The organism is Rhizobium sp. Root708, assembly GCF_001429725.1.
Classification (GTDB): Bacteria; Pseudomonadota; Alphaproteobacteria; order Rhizobiales; family Rhizobiaceae; genus Rhizobium.
In genome coordinates this window covers 404,101-421,884 of the sequence record NZ_LMHV01000043.1, presented here as the reverse complement: position 1 = coordinate 421,884, position 17,784 = coordinate 404,101, and the positions used below count along the sequence as shown (strand labels likewise).

At 62.4% G+C, this 17,784-nt stretch carries 17 protein-coding genes; 9 read left to right on the top strand and 8 right to left on the bottom strand.

Features of this window, described 5'->3' with window-relative positions; genetic code table 11:
- The first annotated feature begins 134 nt into the window (after window positions 1-134).
- Entirely contained in the window at window positions 135-1,349 is a 1,215-nt protein-coding gene (locus tag ASE04_RS26370) for an MFS transporter (RefSeq protein ID WP_056825030.1), read from the top strand.
- On the opposite strand, the gene ASE04_RS26365 is transcribed toward ASE04_RS26370, so the two are convergent.
- Window positions 1,346-1,966: a helix-turn-helix transcriptional regulator gene (locus tag ASE04_RS26365; protein ID WP_056825027.1), complete on the bottom strand. Its 621-nt coding sequence runs from the start codon at window positions 1,964-1,966 to the stop codon at window positions 1,346-1,348. The genes ASE04_RS26370 and ASE04_RS26365 overlap by 4 nt on opposite strands.
- Before the next feature lie 108 nt (window positions 1,967-2,074).
- On the opposite strand from ASE04_RS26365, the gene ASE04_RS26360 reads away from it, so the two are divergent.
- Window positions 2,075-3,508, top strand: coding sequence for an MFS transporter (locus tag ASE04_RS26360; RefSeq protein WP_056825025.1), 1,434 nt, complete (start codon window positions 2,075-2,077; stop codon window positions 3,506-3,508).
- 15 nt (window positions 3,509-3,523) lie between these two features.
- On the opposite strand, the gene ASE04_RS26355 is transcribed toward ASE04_RS26360, so the two are convergent.
- From ASE04_RS26355 to ASE04_RS26340, 4 genes are all read right to left on the bottom strand, one after another.
- Window positions 3,524-4,519: an NAD(P)H-quinone oxidoreductase gene (locus ASE04_RS26355; RefSeq protein ID WP_056825022.1), complete on the bottom strand. Its 996-nt coding sequence runs from the start codon at window positions 4,517-4,519 to the stop codon at window positions 3,524-3,526.
- Between the two features lie 78 nt (window positions 4,520-4,597).
- Window positions 4,598-6,403, bottom strand: a complete 1,806-nt coding sequence (locus tag ASE04_RS26350) for a GGDEF domain-containing protein (protein ID WP_056825020.1) — start codon at window positions 6,401-6,403, stop codon at window positions 4,598-4,600.
- A 127-nt stretch (window positions 6,404-6,530) separates the two neighbouring features.
- On the bottom strand, window positions 6,531-6,761 hold the full coding sequence (locus ASE04_RS26345) for a ribbon-helix-helix domain-containing protein (RefSeq protein WP_056825018.1): 231 nt from the start codon (window positions 6,759-6,761) through the stop codon (window positions 6,531-6,533).
- 186 nt (window positions 6,762-6,947) lie between these two features.
- Window positions 6,948-7,496, bottom strand: a complete 549-nt coding sequence (locus ASE04_RS26340) for an HdeD family acid-resistance protein (RefSeq protein ID WP_056825015.1) — start codon at window positions 7,494-7,496, stop codon at window positions 6,948-6,950.
- A 141-nt stretch (window positions 7,497-7,637) separates the two neighbouring features.
- Between ASE04_RS26340 and betI the strand changes: the two genes are divergently transcribed.
- Both betI and betB read left to right on the top strand, forming a co-directional pair.
- Window positions 7,638-8,237: a transcriptional regulator BetI gene (gene betI, locus ASE04_RS26335; protein ID WP_056825013.1), complete on the top strand. Its 600-nt coding sequence runs from the start codon at window positions 7,638-7,640 to the stop codon at window positions 8,235-8,237.
- Window positions 8,234-9,703 carry a betaine-aldehyde dehydrogenase gene (gene betB / locus ASE04_RS26330; RefSeq protein WP_056825010.1) on the top strand — a complete coding sequence of 490 codons (1,470 nt, stop codon included), beginning with the start codon at window positions 8,234-8,236 and terminating at the stop codon, window positions 9,701-9,703. Before betI ends, betB begins: the two co-directional genes overlap by 4 nt.
- A gap of 7 nt (window positions 9,704-9,710) precedes the next feature.
- Here the strand turns inward: betB and ASE04_RS26325 are convergent, their stop codons facing one another.
- Together ASE04_RS26325 and ASE04_RS26320 are read right to left on the bottom strand one after the other, a co-directional pair.
- Window positions 9,711-10,064, bottom strand: a complete 354-nt coding sequence (locus ASE04_RS26325) for a helix-turn-helix domain-containing protein (RefSeq protein WP_056825007.1) — start codon at window positions 10,062-10,064, stop codon at window positions 9,711-9,713.
- 6 nt (window positions 10,065-10,070) lie between these two features.
- Window positions 10,071-10,316 carry a type II toxin-antitoxin system RelE family toxin gene (locus ASE04_RS26320; protein ID WP_056825793.1) on the bottom strand — a complete coding sequence of 82 codons (246 nt, stop codon included), beginning with the start codon at window positions 10,314-10,316 and terminating at the stop codon, window positions 10,071-10,073.
- 96 nt (window positions 10,317-10,412) lie between these two features.
- On the opposite strand from ASE04_RS26320, the gene betA reads away from it, so the two are divergent.
- Window positions 10,413-12,062: a choline dehydrogenase gene (gene betA / locus ASE04_RS26315; protein ID WP_056825005.1), complete on the top strand. Its 1,650-nt coding sequence runs from the start codon at window positions 10,413-10,415 to the stop codon at window positions 12,060-12,062.
- Between the two features lie 160 nt (window positions 12,063-12,222).
- On the top strand, window positions 12,223-13,584 hold the full coding sequence (locus ASE04_RS26310) for a chloride channel protein (protein ID WP_056825002.1): 1,362 nt from the start codon (window positions 12,223-12,225) through the stop codon (window positions 13,582-13,584).
- Here the strand turns inward: ASE04_RS26310 and ASE04_RS26305 are convergent.
- Window positions 13,581-14,027, bottom strand: a complete 447-nt coding sequence (locus tag ASE04_RS26305; protein ID WP_056825000.1) for an RrF2 family transcriptional regulator — start codon at window positions 14,025-14,027, stop codon at window positions 13,581-13,583. The two genes, ASE04_RS26310 and ASE04_RS26305, sit on opposite strands and share 4 nt — an antisense overlap.
- Window positions 14,028-14,440: 413 nt before the next feature.
- On the opposite strand from ASE04_RS26305, the gene ASE04_RS26300 reads away from it, so the two are divergent.
- The 3 genes from ASE04_RS26300 (at window position 14,441) to cysN (ending at window position 17,742) form a co-directional block, all read left to right on the top strand.
- Complete coding sequence (locus ASE04_RS26300; RefSeq protein WP_056825791.1) at window positions 14,441-15,187, top strand: phosphoadenylyl-sulfate reductase; 747 nt, start codon at window positions 14,441-14,443, stop codon at window positions 15,185-15,187.
- Window positions 15,188-15,299: 112 nt separating this feature from the next.
- Window positions 15,300-16,253 (top strand): sulfate adenylyltransferase subunit CysD, encoded by a 954-nt coding sequence (gene cysD, locus ASE04_RS26295; protein ID WP_056824999.1) that lies wholly within the window; start codon window positions 15,300-15,302, stop codon window positions 16,251-16,253.
- A 1-nt stretch (window position 16,254) separates the two neighbouring features.
- Complete coding sequence (gene cysN, locus ASE04_RS26290; RefSeq protein WP_056824996.1) at window positions 16,255-17,742, top strand: sulfate adenylyltransferase subunit CysN; 1,488 nt, start codon at window positions 16,255-16,257, stop codon at window positions 17,740-17,742.
- Window positions 17,743-17,784: the final 42 nt, after the last annotated feature.

Sequence of the window (17,784 nt, the reverse complement as noted above, 5' to 3'; positions counted from 1 at the left end):
CGATAATCGCTGCCACGCGCCGCCCACACCGGCTGGCGCGACCATTCATCACAGCATTTGACGTGCCCTATCAAAAACTCTGGTTGGGCAAGCTGGCCGCATCGGTCTAAAGCTTGGGCATCGGGAACCACGCCATGCCATCTGCCTTTTCTTCCATCGTCCGCGACGTCCGTATTCGCATTCCAACGCTGACGCTGATTGCGCTCGCCTTCACCTATGCCTCCACGATGCCGTATCAGTCGATCATCGGCATCAACGAACTCGGCATGTCGGACCGCTCCTATTCCGGATTGATCTTTCTCGCGGCGTTGGTCAACGTCGCCACCAGTCTGACGCTCGGCATCTGGTCGGACAAGCTGAGCGATCGCCGGCCGCTGGTGCTGGCGCTTTCCGTCAGCGGCATGCTCGGCTTCGGAATGATCTACGAGTTTCGCACGACAGCGGTGTTCATGATCGCCATGCTGGTCTTCATCCCGATCAGCAACTCGACATATTCGATCCTGTTCGCCAGCATCCGTGCAACGACGAACACGATGGACCGGGGAAGAGCCGCCGCTATCACCTCTACCGTGCGAGCCTTGTTTTCCGGCTCCTGGGCGCTGGCGCCGGGGCTGATCGGCCTTTACCTGATGCACTCGCAATCGATGATGCCGGCATATGGCATTGCCGGCATAGCAAGCCTTACCTGCTTCTGCCTGTACCTGTTTCTTGCCAAGCCGGCTCCAAAGCGCGAGGGGCCAGTGACGCAGCATATCGGCTTCTTCTCGTCGCTCAGCAGGGTCTTTTCACCCTATGTCGCGGTGCGGGTCGGCATGATGGCACTGCTGCTGGGGCTGCAGCGTGTGAACAGCGTGATATCGCCGCTCGTCATCACCCATGCAGCGGGCGGAACGGTGGTCGATGTCGGCTTCATGGCCGGGCTCGTCGCCTTCCTGGAAATGCCGTTCATGATGATGTGGGGCGCCTTGCAACGGCGGTTTCGCAGCGTTCACGTGCTTGCCGTGGGAGCGGCGATCTATTGTCTGTATTTGACGCTGCTCGGCTTTGTCTGGGCGCCATGGCAAATCTATTCGCTCGTGCTCATCAACGCTTGCGGCGCGGCGGCGATCCTCAGCGTTCCCATCACCTACATGCAGGACCTGATCGCCGATCGCCCCGGCCTCGGCAGTTCGCTGATTTCGGTGAACACCTTCATCGCCAACGGTGTGAGCGCGTCCATTTTCGCGGCAGGCACCGCGTTCACCGATTATTCCGGCACGGCGCTGGTTTCGGCGGGGGTCGGCATCGCCTCGGTCTGCCTGCTGCTTTTCATCGAGCGCGACCGGCAGCCGGCCGGGCAGCCCGCCTAGAGCGGATTGATCCGATAGGCGCAGCGGCGGGCGCCCGCCAGAATATGCTGCTCACGCTCCACCTTCGCGCCGAGAACGGCCCGGAAGGTTTCGAGCTCCGAGCGGCAAAAACCGGCGCAGGCGCTGGCTGCGGCACAGATCGGACAATGATTCTCGACGAGGATCAATGAACCGTCGGCCTCTTGCCAACTATCGGCCATGTAGCCTTCCGACGTCCGGATCGAAACAAGCTGGCGCACCCTGCCCGGCAGATCGTGCCCTGCCATTTCGCCCTGATAGCGTTTCAACGTCTCGCTTTCGCGGGCGGCGATCACGGCATCGAGCGCGGGTTGCCCAAGCTCGTTGACCAGCATCGACAGAAGGCTCGTCGTCAGCTCCGCATGCCGGTCGGGGAACGCCTGATGGCCCTGGGACGTCAGATGCCACAGCTGGCGCGGTCGGCCCCTTCCCGCGGCGGGCTCGGTCACAGGCTCGACCAGGCCATCGTCCGCCATCTTCGTCAACTGCTGGCGCGCGGCCTCCGAGGAGATGCCGAGTGCATCGCCGACGTCGACGGCAAGCTGCGGGCCATCGGTCTTGAGCAAGACGAGAATTCGGTTCACGGGCGACTGTCGCATTTATTTTTCCAAGCCAACGCTTGCATTAATAGCCGAGCCATGTAATTTTTCCAAGCAATAACTTGCAAAATAATAATCCCACGAGGAAATACCCAAAAGGCGCATGCAATGACCGGTCTCGACCAGATTTCCGCGGACAAACCCTCCGTATTTCATTTGTTTTCCAAGCCCCTGTTGCCGGCAACGCTGATGCTCGGCGGCGGCGTCACCCTCTACGCCGTCGAAACCTACATCACCGCCACCATCGCGCCCTCGATCGTGCGCGACATCGGCGGACTGAACCTTCTCGCCTGGGTCACGACGCTCTATGTCGCCTCGGCCGTGCTCGGCTCGATCTTCGTTGCCATGCGCCCGCGCGGCACCGGGCTGCGTACCGTTTATGCCGCCGGTGCGCTGATCTTCGGCCTCGGCAGCCTGATCTGCGCGGTCGCCGGCTCGATGCCGGTGGTTCTGCTGGGTCGTGCGGTGCAAGGCTTCGGCGCAGGCACGCTCGCAGGGCTTGCCTATGCGTTCATCCGCTTCGCCTATCCCGAGCCGCTGTGGCGCAAGGCCTCGACTCTCTATGCCGCGATCTGGGGCATTTCCACGCTATTCGGCCCAACGCTTGGCGGCGTGTTTTCCTCAGGCAGCGCATGGCGGCACGCCTTCCTGCTGCTGGTTCCGCTTGGCGTGCTGATGGCGGCCCTGGCACCGCGGTTCCTGCCGCGTGCCGAGGACGACCGCGCCCACGGCAAGACGCCGGTACTGCAGATCGTCATGCTGCTGGCCGGCGTGCTTCTCGTCAGCCTTGCCGGAACGATCGAGGTAACGACAACAAAGGCCCTTTTGATCGCCGCCGCCATCGTCGCGGTAGCGGGCATGCTGTTCATCGAGCGGCGAAGCGACAACCGTCTGCTGCCGTCGGGCGCCGTTACGCTGGCAAAGCCCGTCGCGCGGGTCTACCTCACCATGTTCACGCTTCTGGTCGTGCTGACGAGCGACATCTACATTCCCTATTTCCTGCAGGCGCTGCACGGCGTCACGCCGCTGATGTCCGGTTACCTGACGGCGCTCGTCGCGCTTGGATGGACCTTCGCCGCCTTCTTCAGCGGAACGCTTTCCGGCAGGGCCGCGGGTGTCGCGATCGTCGTCGGATGCGTCATCGAGGCCGTAACGACGGCGTCGCTTGCGATCTTCCTGGCGGCGGACAATCAGGCGAGCGCGCTTGCCGTCCTCGTGCCTGCCGTCATCGGCATGTTCATGATGGGCTTCGGCGTCGGGCTTGGCTGGGCGCATCTGGTCGCCAAAGTCCTGAAGCTCGTCGAGAACGCCGAACAGGATAAGGCATCAGCCGCGATCTCGACGGTCCAGTCTCTCGGCAGCGCCTTCGGCGCGGCTTTGTCGGGCGTGATCGTCAACAGCGCCGGCCTCGTTCAGCCCGGCGGCATCGCCGGCACGGTTTCCGCCGCGCATTGGCTCTATGTGCTGATGGCGCTTCCCGGCCTCATCGCCGTCGCGGCTTCCCTGACACTCTCGTCGCCCCCGCCTCGGCAGGTTCGGTAAGCGACGTGCGAGCGGTCACAAACGCAGCATGATCTTGCCGATGTGGCCGCTCGTTTCCATCCGCCGATGCGCTTCGGCGACTTCTTCGAATGGAAAGACGGTATCGATGACGGGGGCGACGTTGCCCTCGTCGAGAAGCGGCCAGACGTTGGCGAGAAGATCGTCGCGGATGGCGCGTTTCTCCTCGACGGTCCGAGGCCGCAGCGTCGATCCCGTGACCGTCAGGCGCTTGACCATGATCGGCGCGAGATTGACCTTGTCGGCAACGGCACCGCCCAAAAAGGCGATGATCGACAGGCATCCATCCCTGGCGAGCGACGCCAGGTTCTTTTCGAAATAGGCGGCACCGATCATGTCGAGGATGATGTCGACGCCCTGCCCGGTCTCGGCCTTGATGACATCCGCGAAATCCTCGGTCTTGTAGTTGATCGCCCTGATAGCGCCGAGGTTCACGCAGGCGTCGCACTTGTCCTGGGATCCGGCCGTTGCATAGACCTTGGCTCCGAAGGCACGCGCAAGCTGGATGGCTGTCGTGCCAATGCCGCTCGAACCGCCGTGCACGAGAACGGTCTCGCCCTCGGTCAGGCCGGCCATCTGGAACATGTTGGCCCAGACGGTGAAATAGTTCTCCGGAAGAGCCGCTGCCTTCACGGCATCGTAGCCCCTAGGGAAGCGCAAGGCCTGGCCGACGGGGAGCAGGCAATATTCGGCATAGGCACCGCCGTTGGCGAGGCCGCAGACCTTGTCGCCAACGATGAATTCGGAAACGCCCGGTCCGACGGCGACGATCTCGCCGGCCATCTCAAGACCGAGGACAGGGCTCGCGTCGCGCGGCGGCGGATATGTGCCCTGCCGCTGGGCGACATCCGGGCGGTTGACGCCAACAGCTTCGGTGCGGACAAGGACCTGCCCCTCGCTTGGCACCGGGAGAGGTCCGACCGCGATCCGCATCACTTCGGGGGCACCGAAGCTCGGCAAATCGACGAAGCGCATCTGCGTGGGCAAGGGCATGGTCCGGTCTCCTCGTTCCGACAATTCCCGACATAGTTCACCGATCGGGAATTGAGAAGGAGGGAAACGGTGGAGGCGTCAATTCGCCTCGCCCAGAAGATGGAAGACCAGGCCCTCGGCGCTTTCCTTGGCCTCCGCCTTGATGTGGGCTATCGCCGCGCTGACCCGGCTCACGTCGTCGATGACGAGGCCTTCGGGCAGTTCCAGAACCCCGATGGAGCAGCGCATCAGTGGAAACAGCGCCTCGACGCCGGCTCTGTCATGGCCGCGGATGCGCCCGGCAGCCCGGTCCACATCGGAATAGAGATCGAGCACGTCGTCGTGGAAATCGCTGATCAGCCGGTCGAGGATTTCGGTCAGTTCCTCCTTGGTCCAGCCGCAGACGCCGATGAAGAAATCGTCGCCGCCGACATGGCCCAGGAAGTGCCGCTCGGCAAAAAAGTAACGGCGCATCAGTGCCGCGAACAAGGAGATCGCGTGGTCGCCCAGATGGAAGCCATAGGCATCGTTGAACGGCTTGAAATTGTCGAAGTCGCAGTAGCAGAAATGACGCATGTCATCGCCGTCGCGGCTCGCTTCCCGCATGAAATCGCGGATGGCGTGGTTGCCCGGAAGACCGGTCAGCGGGTTCTGGTCCTGCGCCGTCTTCAGCTTCTTCTCGTTCATCACCTTGATCAGCGACGCGGCCGAGACAACACCGGCGTAGCGCATGTTTTCGGTCAGCAGGAGGCAGTTGCTGCCTTCCATGTTGGCGAAGATCGCCATCAACTGTTCGGCGTCGCAGTCCAGGCCGACGATCGGGGCCATTTCCACGAAATGGGAAATCGTCCGCTCGTAGACCTTGTTCTTCAAGAGGTCGCGGCCGAAGGGCTGGTAGATGTATTCCTTCAGGTGGCGCTCGTGCAGGATGCCGCGCGGCTCGCCGTTGGCGTTGAGCACCGGGAAATAAGCCTGCTGCGGATTGCGGCGGAAGAGCTCGAAGACGCTGTCGATCGTGTCGTTCTCATAGACCGTCGGCAGGACTTCGATCTGCTTGCGGATGAGGATTTCGTCGAGCGACTGCGTGTTCCGCTTGGTCTTGCCGAGATCCTGCAGATAGGGAAAGGACGGCTGCAGCTCGGTCAGATGCGTGGTCGGGCGGGAGATGAACCATCCCTGGACCAGATCGACGCCATATTCGCGGCAGGCAATGAATTCGGCCTCGGTCTCGATCCCTTCCGCGATGACGCGCGTGCCGAGGACGTGGGCAATATGGACGATGTTTTTCAGCAGGTGGCGCTTGCGCGGATTGCTGTCGATATCGGCGACGAAGAAGCGATCGATCTTGAGATAATCGACCGGGTGGTCGCAAAGCAGCTTCATCTCGCCGTGGCCGACGCCGAAATCATCGATCGCGAGCTTGAAGCCGCGCTTGCGCAGCAGCGACACCAGCGCCGCGAATTCCGGGACGCTGGTATTGTCGAAGCGCTCGGAGAATTCGAAGCAGATCGACGACGGCGGGATATTGGCAAGCTTCAGGTGCTGCAGGAGGCTCTCCGCAAGCCGCTCGCCATGCGGGATCAGACGGACATCAAGATTGAGGAACAGCGTGGCATTGGCGAAATTCGGTAGCGTGGCGAACTTTGCCAGCGCCCGGCTCGCCACCATCTGCTCGAGCTGTAGCAGCTGGTCGGCCCTGTAGGCCTCGTCCAGTATCTCGATCGGCGAGGCAAAGCCAAGGCGATCCTGGCCGCGCATCAGCGACTCGTAGCCGAACACGATGCCGGTGCCGGCCTCCACGATCGGCTGGAACGCATTCTCGATGACAAGTTTAGCCAGGGTAACTATCTGATCGCTTGCGAAGCGACGAACGAGGGCCGGTTCCACGGCGGCAGCCAAAGACATGCCGATCTCCACTGTGATTTATTGTTTTTCGCAGGGAACATGGTGGAGAAGCGTCAACGAAGACTTTCCCCAATGTGAAACTTTTGTGAAAGCTCGGATGCCTGATCCGAGGGGAGCCTAAGGGCGTTCAGGCAGAACGCCGCTCGGCTTCGTGATCGGCAAACATGTCGGCGACACACCGACCATTTGCAACGGTTCCATCTCCGCTGTCGATCGGGGCGCCCATCTTCCGGGCTGTGTCCCACAGGCGAAGCGCTTCGCGGACCACTTCGCTGCTGGAAGCGTAGCTGCCGTCATCGACAGCCTGCCGGATGTCTGCCGCCTGGAGCGGGGAAATCGATACAGTGACCATAGGCATGACATTCCTCCCTTTCCTCGTGGGATAATCGTGTCCTTTCAAGGAAGGACCGATTTTTGTCAGGCAAAGGCCGCCGGATACCGCCTGACCACGGCCGCCTTTACATCCCTAATTTTAGACACTCCTCACATTGCTGTCAAAAAAGAAACAGTCCGTGATGCCGGCCTTGTGAATTGCGGGCATAACTCAGCGGCGGATCGCAAGGCCGAAGGCCAGCATCGACCAACCCTGAATGAGCAGATCGCAGGCGAGGAAAAGGCCCAGGATCCAGAGGCTGTTCACCGGCCAGCCGATGTAGATCACGACGCCGGCGAGTGCCGTGATGATGCCGCTGAGAAGCACCCAGCCCCAGCCCTTGAGGGGCCGCATGCGCCAGCCGACCCAGGTGCGGAACACACCGGCGATCAACAGCGCAATCGCCAGGAACAGCGTCAGCGCGGCCGAGGCCAACAACGGGTTCATGAAGGCGAAGACGCCGGCGAGCACGTAGAGGACGCCGCTCAGCGCCCAGAACAGCGCCTGCTCCCAGGTCCGCACCTGGAACGCATGCACCAGATAGACGATGCCGCCGACCAGCATCAGCATCCCGACGTAGAAAACCGATGCAACCGTTGCGAAGACGATGTTGGCTGTCGCGATGAAGCCGCAGACGATCAGCAGCACGCCCAGCGCTACGAACCAACCCCATTTCGCTTGCAGAGAAGGAAAGCTCAGTCGATTGGAAATATCAGCCATGACACACCTCCTGGTTGGTAAATGAATATGCCGCAAAAAGACGGAATTGGAAGAGGTTAGGCTTTCCCGGTAGCCTCCAGATTTTTATTGATTGATCAGTCAATCAAAATTATGCTTGCGGCATCTAAGTGGAGTGACGCGATGCCCAAGGTCGGAATGGAGCCGGTTCGCCGCAAGGCGCTCGTCGATGCCGCGCTGCGCGTGATCGGCGATCACGGCTCGCTCACCGTCACCATGTCCGAAATCGCCCGGCAGGCTGGTGTGTCGCCGGCGCTGGCGCATCACTACTTCGGCAGCAAGGAACAGCTGCTGATCGAAACGATCCGCTCGCTTCTAAAGCAGCTGCGCGACGACGCGGTGACAGCGCTGAAGGCCGTGGATACGCCGCGTGCGAAAATCTCCGCCGTGATCCGCGTCAGCTTCCAGGCCGACCAGTTCGCGCCGGCGACGATTGCCGCCTGGCTCGCCTTCTATGCCGAGGCGCAGCGCTCCGAAGAGACGCGGCGCTTCCTCGTCATTTACGCCCGCCGCCTGCGGTCGAACCTCGTCGCCAACCTGAAAGCGCTCTGCCCCGGCGATGCCGCAGAACGCATTGCCGAAGGCGCGGCTGCGATGATCGACGGGCTCTACATCCGCCAAAGTCTGAGGTCAGCGCCTGTCAGCATCGAGGCATCGATCTCGCTTACCGAAGACTACATCCATTCACAGCTTGCCGCCCTTGCGAAAGGACAGATCCAGTGACCCTCAGAGCCCAGCCGAAAGCCTCCCATTTCATCGACGGCGAGTACGTCGAGGATGACGCCGGTAGCGTCATCGAAAGCCTCTATCCGGCGACCGGCGAGGTGATCGCGCGGCTGCACGCGGCAACGCCCGCCATCGTCGAAAAGGCGATCGCGGCGGCCAAGCGCGCCCAGCCAGAATGGGCGGCGATGAGCCCGACGGCCCGCGGCCGCATCCTGAAGCGCGCCGCCGACCTGATCCGCGAGCGCAATCGCGAGCTGTCGGAACTCGAGACGCTCGATACCGGCAAGCCGATCCAGGAAACGACCGTCGCCGACCCGACATCGGGCGCCGACAGCTTCGAGTTCTTCGGCGGCATCGCTGCTGCCGGCCTCAACGGCTCCTACATCCCGCTCGGCGGCGACTTCGCCTATACCAAGCGGGTGCCGCTCGGCGTCTGCGTCGGCATCGGCGCCTGGAACTATCCGCAGCAGATCGCCTGCTGGAAGGGTGCACCGGCGCTTGCCGCCGGCAACGCCATGGTCTTCAAGCCATCGGAAAACACGCCGCTCGGCGCACTTGCGATTGCCGAAATCCTGCACGAAGCGGGCCTGCCGAAGGGGCTCTACAACGTCATCCAGGGTGATCGCGAGACGGGGCCGCTGCTCGTCAACCACCCTGACGTCGCCAAGGTGTCTCTGACGGGCTCGGTGCCGACGGGCCGCAAGGTCGCGGCTGCGGCGGCCGGCAACCTCAAACACGTCACCATGGAACTCGGCGGCAAGTCGCCGCTGATCATTTTCGAAGACGCCGACATCGACAGCGCCGTCGGCGGCGCCATGCTCGGCAATTTCTATTCGACCGGCCAGGTCTGCTCGAACGGCACGCGCGTCTTCGTGCAGCGGAAAATCAAGGCTGAATTCCTGAAGCGGCTGAAGGCCCGCACAGAAGCCATCCTGATCGGCGATCCGATGGACGAAGCGACGCAGCTCGGGCCGATGGTGTCCTGGGCGCAGCGCGACAAGGTTCTCTCCTACATCGAGAAGGGCAAGGCCGAAGGCGCGACGCTCGTGACCGGCGGCGGCATTCCGAACAATGTCTCCGGCGAAGGCTACTACGTGCAGCCGACGGTGTTTGCCGACGTTACCGACGAGATGACGATTGCCCGCGAAGAGATCTTCGGGCCTGTCATGTGCGTGCTCGACTTCGACGACGAGGCCGAGGTGATCGCTCGGGGCAACGCGACGGAATTCGGGCTCTCCGCCGGCGTCTTCACCGCCGACCTGACGCGCGCCCATCGCGTCGTCGACCAGCTCGAGGCCGGAACGCTGTGGATCAACACTTATAATCTCTGCCCTGTCGAAATCCCGTTCGGCGGCTCCAAGCAATCAGGCTTCGGACGCGAGAATTCGCTGGCGGCGCTGGAGCACTATTCGGAGCTGAAGACGGTTTACGTCGGCATGGGGCCGGTGCAGGCGCCGTATTGAAATGAACTCAGCCGATAACGAGATCATCGAGATGGACATTCAGGGCAGACGCGATGCGCTTCAGCACATCGACGGAACCCGTCTTCTTGCCGGTCTCGATCTCGGAGAGATAGGGTTGCGAGATGCCGACCGCCGCAGCAAGCTCGGAAATCGTCATGCCACGGTAAGCGCGAAAACTGCGGATGCGGCTGTCGCTTTCCGTGAGTTCCTTGACGAATTCGTAGGGCCAGGTTTCCTCACCGGCGGCAACGCGCGCCACTACGGCGTCGGCGCGCAACCCATCCACCAAATCCTCATAGTCTTCCTCGCTCAGAAGGACGTAGTTCTTCCCGTCAATCGTCAGTTTCTGGATATCGCCCATCCCGTCCTACTCCTTGTAGATACTGCCGCGCGGGCCCGCCTCGATGACCAGGACGACCCTTCCCTGATCGTCGATGATGATGCGGTCCTGACCAACGCGGATGCGATAATAGTCCTTGCCCTTCAGCTTCTTGATGTCGACCGGCTGCCCAAGAGCATAGGCATCGAGCTTCGCATAGATCGCGGCCCTACGCTTCGGTTGCATAAGGCTCAAGCTCTTCTGCGCCTCGCGGGTAAAGACAATCTGCTTCATCGCAATATAGCTCTCAGCGATAAAATCGGCCAGCATAAAAATAGCAATTCGCAATACACCCACTAGTAGCAAAGTTCCAGAGATTTAGGAATGACCATGCAGGCAGATTTCGTCATCATCGGCTCCGGCTCGGCGGGCTCGGCGCTTGCCTACCGTCTTTCGGAAGACGGCAAGAACACCGTCATCGTCATCGAGGCGGGCGGTTCCGATTTCGGGCCGTTCATCCAGATGCCGGCGGCGCTTGCCTGGCCGATGAGCATGAAGCGCTACAACTGGGGATATCTCTCAGAGCCCGAGCCTCACCTCAACAACCGGCGGATAACTGCGCCACGCGGCAAGGTGATCGGCGGTTCCTCCTCGATCAACGGCATGGTCTATGTGCGTGGCCACGCCGAGGACTATAACCGCTGGGAAGAGCTCGGCGCGCAGGGCTGGGCCTATGCCGACGTTCTCCCCTACTTCAAGCGGATGGAGCACAGCCACGGCGGCGAAGAAGGCTGGCGCGGCAAGGACGGACCGCTGCATGTCCAGCGCGGCGTGTTCCGCAACCCGCTGTTCCACGCTTTCATCGAGGCCGGCAAGCAGGCGGGCTTCGAGGCAACCGAGGATTACAACGGCTCGAAACAGGAAGGTTTCGGGCTGATGGAGCAGACCATTTTCGGCGGACGCCGCTGGTCGGCTGCATCTGCCTATCTGAAGCCGGCGCTGAAGCGACCGAATGTCGAAGTCGTCTACGGCCACGCCCAGAAGGTGGTGATCGAGAACGGCCGGGCTGTCGGCGTCGAGATCGAGCGCGGCGGCAAGATCGAGGTCGTCAAGGCGACCCGCGAAGTGATTGTTTCGGCTTCGTCCTTCAATTCGCCGAAGCTTTTGATGCTGTCGGGCATCGGCCCCGGCGCACATCTGCAGGACATGGGCATCGAGGTGAAGGCGAACCGGCCGGGCGTCGGCGCCAACCTGCAGGACCACATGGAATTCTATTTCCAGCAGGTCAGCACCAAGCCGGTGTCGCTCTATTCGTGGCTTCCGTGGTTCTGGCAGGGGGTCGCCGGCGCGCAATGGATGTTCACCAAATCGGGCCTCGGCACCTCGAACCAATTCGAGGCCTGCGCCTTCCTGCGGTCGGCGCCGGGCGTCAAGCAGCCCGATATCCAGTACCACTTCCTGCCGGTGGCGATCAGCTATGACGGCAAGGCGGCGGCGAAGAGCCACGGTTTCCAGGTGCATGTCGGCTACAACCTGTCGAAATCGCGCGGCAACGTCACTTTGGGCTCTTCGGACCCGAAGGCCGACCCTGTCATCCGCTTCAACTACATGAGCCATCCCGAGGACTGGGAGAAGTTCCGTCATTGCGTGCGGCTCACCCGCGAACTCTTCGGCCAGAAAGCTTTCGACCAGTATCGCGGACCGGAGATCCAGCCGGGCGAAAAGGTGCAGACCGACGAGGAGATCGACGCTTTCCTGCGCGAGCACCTCGAAAGCGCCTATCATCCCTGCGGCACCTGCAAGATGGGCGCGAAAGACGACCCCATGGCCGTGGTCGATCCCGAGACGCGCGTCATCGGCGTCGATGGCCTGCGTGTCGCCGACTCGTCGATCTTCCCGCACGTCACCTACGGCAACCTCAACGGCCCATCGATCATGACCGGCGAGAAGGCCGCCGACCATATCCTCGGCAAACAGCCGCTGCCGCGCTCCAATCAGGAGCCGTGGATCAATCCGCGCTGGGCTGTCAGCGATCGGTAAGGCCGATGTCGGCCCTCCGGCAGTCAGGAAACAGCCTAACGGGCCGTCTGAGCGATGCGTCTGCCCGGCAGCGTACCTCTTACCACATACCCGGCCTTGCATGCTCACCACATGGCGCAGATAAGAGACCTGCCCCCGAAATCGCTCCCGCAGGATTGACATGCCCCAGCCCTACCGCAAATCGAAGCTCATTCGTCGATCACGGGTGTTCTGGGGATCCTTTTCGCTCTGGAGGCCGCGACTGGTCTTCTGGTGCGGTGCCTTGGCAATCGGCGTCATCAGCGTCGGTTTCGCGCGGCTCGCCGATATGGCGCAGAAGACCTTTGCCTCGATCACCACCTCCAGCGAATGGTCGTTCCTGCTGCCGTTGCTCATCACGCCGCTCGGCTTCGTTCTTTCCGCCTATCTCGCCGCCACATTGTTCCCGAACTCGCAGGGCAGCGGCATTCCGCAAGCGATTGCCGCACGACACCTGCACGACGAGACGGATCGCTCGCGGCTGCTTTCGCTGCGGATCGCCTTCGGCAAGATCGTGCTGACGGTGCTCGGTCTCTTCAGTGGCGCATCGATCGGGCGCGAAGGACCGACGGTGCAGGTCGGGGCTTCGATCATGCTGGCCGTCGCGCGCTTCGGCGGCATGGCGCAGGCGCGCGGGCTCATCCTCGCCGGATCGGCCGCCGGCATCGCCGCTGCCTTCAATACGCCGCTTGCGGGCATCGTGTTTGCGATCGAGGAAATGAGCCGAACCTACGAGTCGCGCGCCAACGGCCTTGTGTTGACCGCCGTGATCCTTTCGGGCCTCGCTGCGCTCGGGCTCGCCGGAAGCTACAACTACTTCGGCTCGACGTCCGTCGCCCCGTTGACCCTTGCCGATTGGAGCCTGGTCCTCATCTGCGGCTTTGGCGGCGGAGCGCTCGGAGCGGGTTTCAGCGGGCTGGCGCTGCATGTCGGCCAGCGCATCCGCCGCTGGGCGCAACCACAGCCGTTGAAGCGCATGCTCTGCCTTGCCGGTGCCTGCGGCCTGGCAATCGCCATCATCGGCGTTGCGTCCGGCGGCACGACCTTCGGCACCGGCTATGACCAGGCGAAGGGCGCGGTCGAGGGAGAAGCGCTGCCGCTGCTCTTCTTTGTCGAGAAACTCGTCGCCAGCTTCCTGTCGATGGTATCAGGCATTCCCGGCGGCATCTTCGCACCGTCGCTTGCCGTTGGCGCCGGCTTCGGCAGCACGGTCGGCACGCTGGTCGGCAGCAGCATCGCGCTCGCCGCAATTCTTGGCATGGCCGGCTATTTCGCGGGAGTGGTGCAGGCACCGATGACGGCGTTCGTCATCATTCTGGAAATGACCGGAGACCATCAGGCGGTGATCCCGATCATGGCGGTATCGATGATCGGCTATGTCACCTCGCGGCTGCTCTCCCGCGAGCCGCTGTATCACGGCCTGTCGCGGGTCTTCATCGCAGCCGCCATTCGCGCGCGGAGGGCAGCGGAGCATAAGTCTGGTGTCGAGGAAGCTTCGTCCTAAGCCAGCAGCCGCGTGACCTGCGCGCCCTTTGCGGGAGCCACGGCATCGGCGATCGTGGTGGAGAAGAGCACCTTGCGGGTGGCATCGGCCACCTTGGCGAAGACGTGGCGGATTTCACAGTTCTGCTCGCCATCACAGTCGTCGCACTTGCGGTAGGCGGTGATCGACAGGCAGGGGAGCGGCGCGATCGGGCCGTCGATGATGCGCAAGACTTCGCCGAAGGTGATCATGTCGGCCGGCTTCAGCAGCAGGTAACCGCCCGCCTTGCCGCGGCGGCTGACGACGATGCCCTGGTGCTTGAGATCGAGCAGGATCTGTTCGAGAAACTTCTTCGGTATTTTCTGCTGCGCCGCGATGTCGGAGATCATCACAGGCTCGCCATCTTGGGCTTCAGCCAATACCGTCAGCGCCCTCAGCGCATATTTTGCCTTCTGCGTAATCATTTTCGACCGTCGACACACACATGGCGGGCGGAATCAACAAGCCGCCGCAAGCTCGGTCCTGCCTCTATGGCACGCGCAGCATGAACGGAATTTGAACAAGCCGGCGAAACCCTTGAGAGACAAGGTTTTTGGCCTTGTTTTTTCATCCTCGGCCGATGCCTGAAATCTACTTCAAAACGCGCTTCCGATGTCATCAATTCAGATTTCCGATTGACAGGCGGCGTGTTACTCTACTAAATCAATAGACATTCAAGCTGACCACTGGCAAAACATCGCCGGGGCGGCTGCTTTTCCGCATTGCAGCGACCGGGGAGAGATATTTGCTCCTATCGCGCCTGCTTTCGAAATCCGTTTTTCTGTCCGATCCAAGCCTGACCTGCGATACTCCGGCCAACATCAAGGACAGGATCCCCATGACTGTTGCTGCCAATCCAAACGCCGAGGCGGAAACGCTGAACGCGAAACTCGCAGGCCTTGACCTTGCCGGGCGCCTGTCGCTCGTTGCCGGTCTCGGTGGCCGCGTCGTCTTTACGACCTCCCTCGGCATCGAGGACCAGGTGATCACCGCGGAAATCGGCAATCACCGCCTGCCGATCGACGTCGCGACGCTGCAGACCGGACGCCTGTTTCCGGAAACGCTCGCGCTGATCGACGAAACCGAGAAGCAATACGACATCCACATCAGCCGCTACGAGCCTGAGCAGGCCGATATAGACGCCTATGCCGCGAAGTATGGCCTCAACGGCTTTTACGAAAGCGTCGAGGCCAGACATGCCTGTTGTGGCGTGCGCAAGCTGAAGCCGCTTGCGCGCGCACTCGATGGGGCAACCATCTGGATCACCGGTCTGCGTCGCGGCCAGTCGACCAACCGGTCAGACACGCCGTTTGCCGAGTATGACGCCGAGCGCCACCTGTTGAAGGTCAACCCGCTGGCCGATTGGGACATCGACGTCATCAAGGCCTACGTCGCCGACAACAGCGTGCCGGTCAATCCACTGCATGCCCGTGGCTACCCCTCGATCGGTTGTGAACCGTGCACGCGGGCAATCAAGCCCGGCGAGCCAGAGCGTGCCGGCCGCTGGTGGTGGGAACAGGACGAAAAGCGCGAATGCGGCCTGCACGTGGCTGAGGAAGCCTCGTCGATTGTCGCACAACAGTAACCCGTCGATTTCGGGATCGGAGCGCGGCTCGTCGCCTGCGCTCCTCGAAGTCTGAAATGCACCTCGTTCCGGAGGCCTCCCGTCCTGGAACGATCGAAGTCTGGAGTTAGAAATGCCCGATAGCCGTCCGGATACGGAACTCAGCAATCCCCAGAGCGCCAAGCCGCCGCTCGACCCGCATTTGAAGGCGCTCGAAAACGAAGCGATCCACATTTTCCGCGAAGTCGCCGCCGAATTCGAGAAGCCGGTGATGCTTTACTCGATCGGCAAGGACTCGTCGGTCCTGCTGCATCTTGCCCGCAAGGCATTCTATCCCGGCCGCATCCCCTTCCCGCTGCTGCATGTCAACACGGGCTGGAAGTTCGCGGAGATGATTACTTTCCGCGACGAGATCGTGAAGAAATACGATCTCGACCTGATCGAGCACATCAATCCGCGCGGCGACGCCGAAAACATCACGCCGTTCACCTACGGCTCGGCGCGCTATACCGACATCATGAAGACGGAAGCGCTGCGCAATGCGCTCGACGCCGGCAAGTTCGACGCTGCCTTCGGCGGTGCCCGCCGTGACGAGGAAGCGAGCCGCGCCAAGGAACGCATCTATTCCTTCCGTACGCCCGACCATCGCTGGGATCCGCGCAACCAGCGCCCCGAGCTTTGGAACGTCTACAATGGCCAAATCCGCAAGGGCGAAAGCGTTCGCGTCTTCCCGCTGTCGAACTGGACCGAGGTCGACATCTGGCGCTACATCCAGGCCGAAAACATTCCGATCGTGCCGCTCTATTTCGCGGCAAAGCGCCCCTATGTGGAGCGCGACGGCATGATGATCGCGGCCTCCGATCCGCGGCTTGAACTGCTGCCCGGCGAAACGAAGCAGGAAGATTCCATCCGCTTCCGTACGCTCGGCTGCTTCCCGCTGACGGGCGCGATCCGCTCGACCGCGACCACCCTTGAAGACATCATCGCGGAGCTGGAAATCGCCACGGTTTCCGAACGACAGGGCCGCGCCATCGACCGCGACCAGTCCGGCTCCATGGAAAAGAAGAAGCGTGAAGGATATTTCTGAGATGACCGCAGCCGTAACCGCCGCACACGTCCTCGCCGTGCCCGCCGCCGAAGCCGCGACGGCGACCCGCGACTCGCGACCGCTGCGCCTCATCACCTGCGGCAGCGTCGATGATGGCAAGTCCACCCTGATCGGACGCCTGCTTTGGGACACCAAGGCCGTCAAGGAAGATCAGGCCGCCACGCTGCAGCGCGATTCCACCGGCAAGCAGAACGATCTCGGCCTGCCCGACTTCGCATTGCTGCTCGACGGCCTGCAAGCCGAGCGCGAACAGGGCATCACCATCGATGTCGCCTATCGCTACTTCTCGACCGACAAGCGGTCCTTCATCGTTGCCGACACGCCCGGCCACGAGCAGTACACCCGCAACATGGCAACCGGCGCTTCCACCGCCGACCTCGCCATCCTGCTGGTCGATGCCCGCGCCGGCATTCTGGAACAGACGCGCCGTCACGCGACGATCGCGTCGCTGCTCGGCATCAAGCAGTTCGTGCTTGCGGTCAACAAGATCGACCTGACGAACTACGATCGCGCCGGTTTCGACAAGATCACCCACGAGTTCCGCGAATTCGCGCTGTCGCTCGGCGTCAAGCAGATCACCGCGATCCCGATGTCGGCCCTGAAGGGCGAAAACGTCGTCTACTCCGGCGAAGCAGCGATGCCATGGTATGCCGGTCCGACGCTGGTCGAAACGCTCGAGCTTGCGACCGTCCGCTCTTCGCAGGCGACGGGTTTCCGCTTCTCGGTGCAGCGCGTGTCGCGTCCGGGCGAAAGCTTCCGCGGCTACCAGGGCACGGTTGCCGGCGGTTCCGTCAAGCCGGGTGACAGCGTCATGATCCTGCCGTCGGGCATGGTCGCCAACGTCACCAAGATCGTCACCTTCGATCTCGTCCGCAACGCCGCCGTTGCCGGCGACGCGATCACGCTGGTTCTCGACCGGCAGGTGGACGTTGCCCGCGGCGACATGATCGTCTCGATCGACAGCCAGCCGCAGGTCGGCCTCTCCTTCGACGCGCAGATCGTCGCGCTGCAGCCCGAGGGCATCGAAGCCGGCAAGCGCTACTGGCTGAAGAGCGGCAGCCGCCGCCAGCGCGTGCAGGTGCAGCCGTTGGCGCAGCTTGAGCTGAAGACCGGTGCCTGGGTTCCGGTCGATACGCTCTACATGAACGCGATCGGCAAGGTCCGCCTCGCCTTCGACGAACAGGCGATCTTCGACCCTTATGAGCAGAACCGCGCATCCGGCTCCTTCATCCTGATCGACCCCGAGACCAACAACACGGTGGCGGGCGGCATGATATCAGGAAAGCGGAGCGAACTCGGCGGCATCCACGGCGGCGACGCCCGTGTGATCCTGTCTCTGCCGGCCGATCTTGCCGACCAGATCATGGCAAGCGAACTCTTCGCCAACCGTCGCCACGAGGCGGAGGTCAGGCGCATGACGGCCGCCGAAGCCGCCGACCTCTGGTCGAACGCGGCAAGCGACATCTAAGTCTCGGTAAGGGGCGGTGCTGCAAGGTACCGCCCCTTCCGC

Excerpts from the sequence above, each read along its gene's own strand:
- ASE04_RS26370 (WP_056825030.1), top strand. The coding sequence starts at position 135 with ATGCCATCTGCCTTTTCTTCCATCGTCCGCGACGTCCGTATTCGCATT.
- ASE04_RS26365 (WP_056825027.1), bottom strand. The coding sequence starts at position 1,966 with ATGCGACAGTCGCCCGTGAACCGAATTCTCGTCTTGCTCAAGACCGAT.
- ASE04_RS26360 (WP_056825025.1), top strand. The coding sequence starts at position 2,075 with ATGACCGGTCTCGACCAGATTTCCGCGGACAAACCCTCCGTATTTCAT.
- ASE04_RS26355 (WP_056825022.1), bottom strand. The coding sequence starts at position 4,519 with ATGCCCTTGCCCACGCAGATGCGCTTCGTCGATTTGCCGAGCTTCGGT.
- ASE04_RS26350 (WP_056825020.1), bottom strand. The coding sequence starts at position 6,403 with ATGTCTTTGGCTGCCGCCGTGGAACCGGCCCTCGTTCGTCGCTTCGCA.
- ASE04_RS26345 (WP_056825018.1), bottom strand. The coding sequence starts at position 6,761 with ATGCCTATGGTCACTGTATCGATTTCCCCGCTCCAGGCGGCAGACATC.
- ASE04_RS26340 (WP_056825015.1), bottom strand. The coding sequence starts at position 7,496 with ATGGCTGATATTTCCAATCGACTGAGCTTTCCTTCTCTGCAAGCGAAA.
- betI (WP_056825013.1), top strand. The coding sequence starts at position 7,638 with ATGCCCAAGGTCGGAATGGAGCCGGTTCGCCGCAAGGCGCTCGTCGAT.
- ASE04_RS26325 (WP_056825007.1), bottom strand. The coding sequence starts at position 10,064 with ATGGGCGATATCCAGAAACTGACGATTGACGGGAAGAACTACGTCCTT.
- ASE04_RS26320 (WP_056825793.1), bottom strand. The coding sequence starts at position 10,316 with ATGAAGCAGATTGTCTTTACCCGCGAGGCGCAGAAGAGCTTGAGCCTT.
- betA (WP_056825005.1), top strand. The coding sequence starts at position 10,413 with ATGCAGGCAGATTTCGTCATCATCGGCTCCGGCTCGGCGGGCTCGGCG.
- ASE04_RS26310 (WP_056825002.1), top strand. The coding sequence starts at position 12,223 with ATGCCCCAGCCCTACCGCAAATCGAAGCTCATTCGTCGATCACGGGTG.
- ASE04_RS26305 (WP_056825000.1), bottom strand. The coding sequence starts at position 14,027 with ATGATTACGCAGAAGGCAAAATATGCGCTGAGGGCGCTGACGGTATTG.
- ASE04_RS26300 (WP_056825791.1), top strand. The coding sequence starts at position 14,441 with ATGACTGTTGCTGCCAATCCAAACGCCGAGGCGGAAACGCTGAACGCG.
- cysD (WP_056824999.1), top strand. The coding sequence starts at position 15,300 with ATGCCCGATAGCCGTCCGGATACGGAACTCAGCAATCCCCAGAGCGCC.
- cysN (WP_056824996.1), top strand. The coding sequence starts at position 16,255 with ATGACCGCAGCCGTAACCGCCGCACACGTCCTCGCCGTGCCCGCCGCC.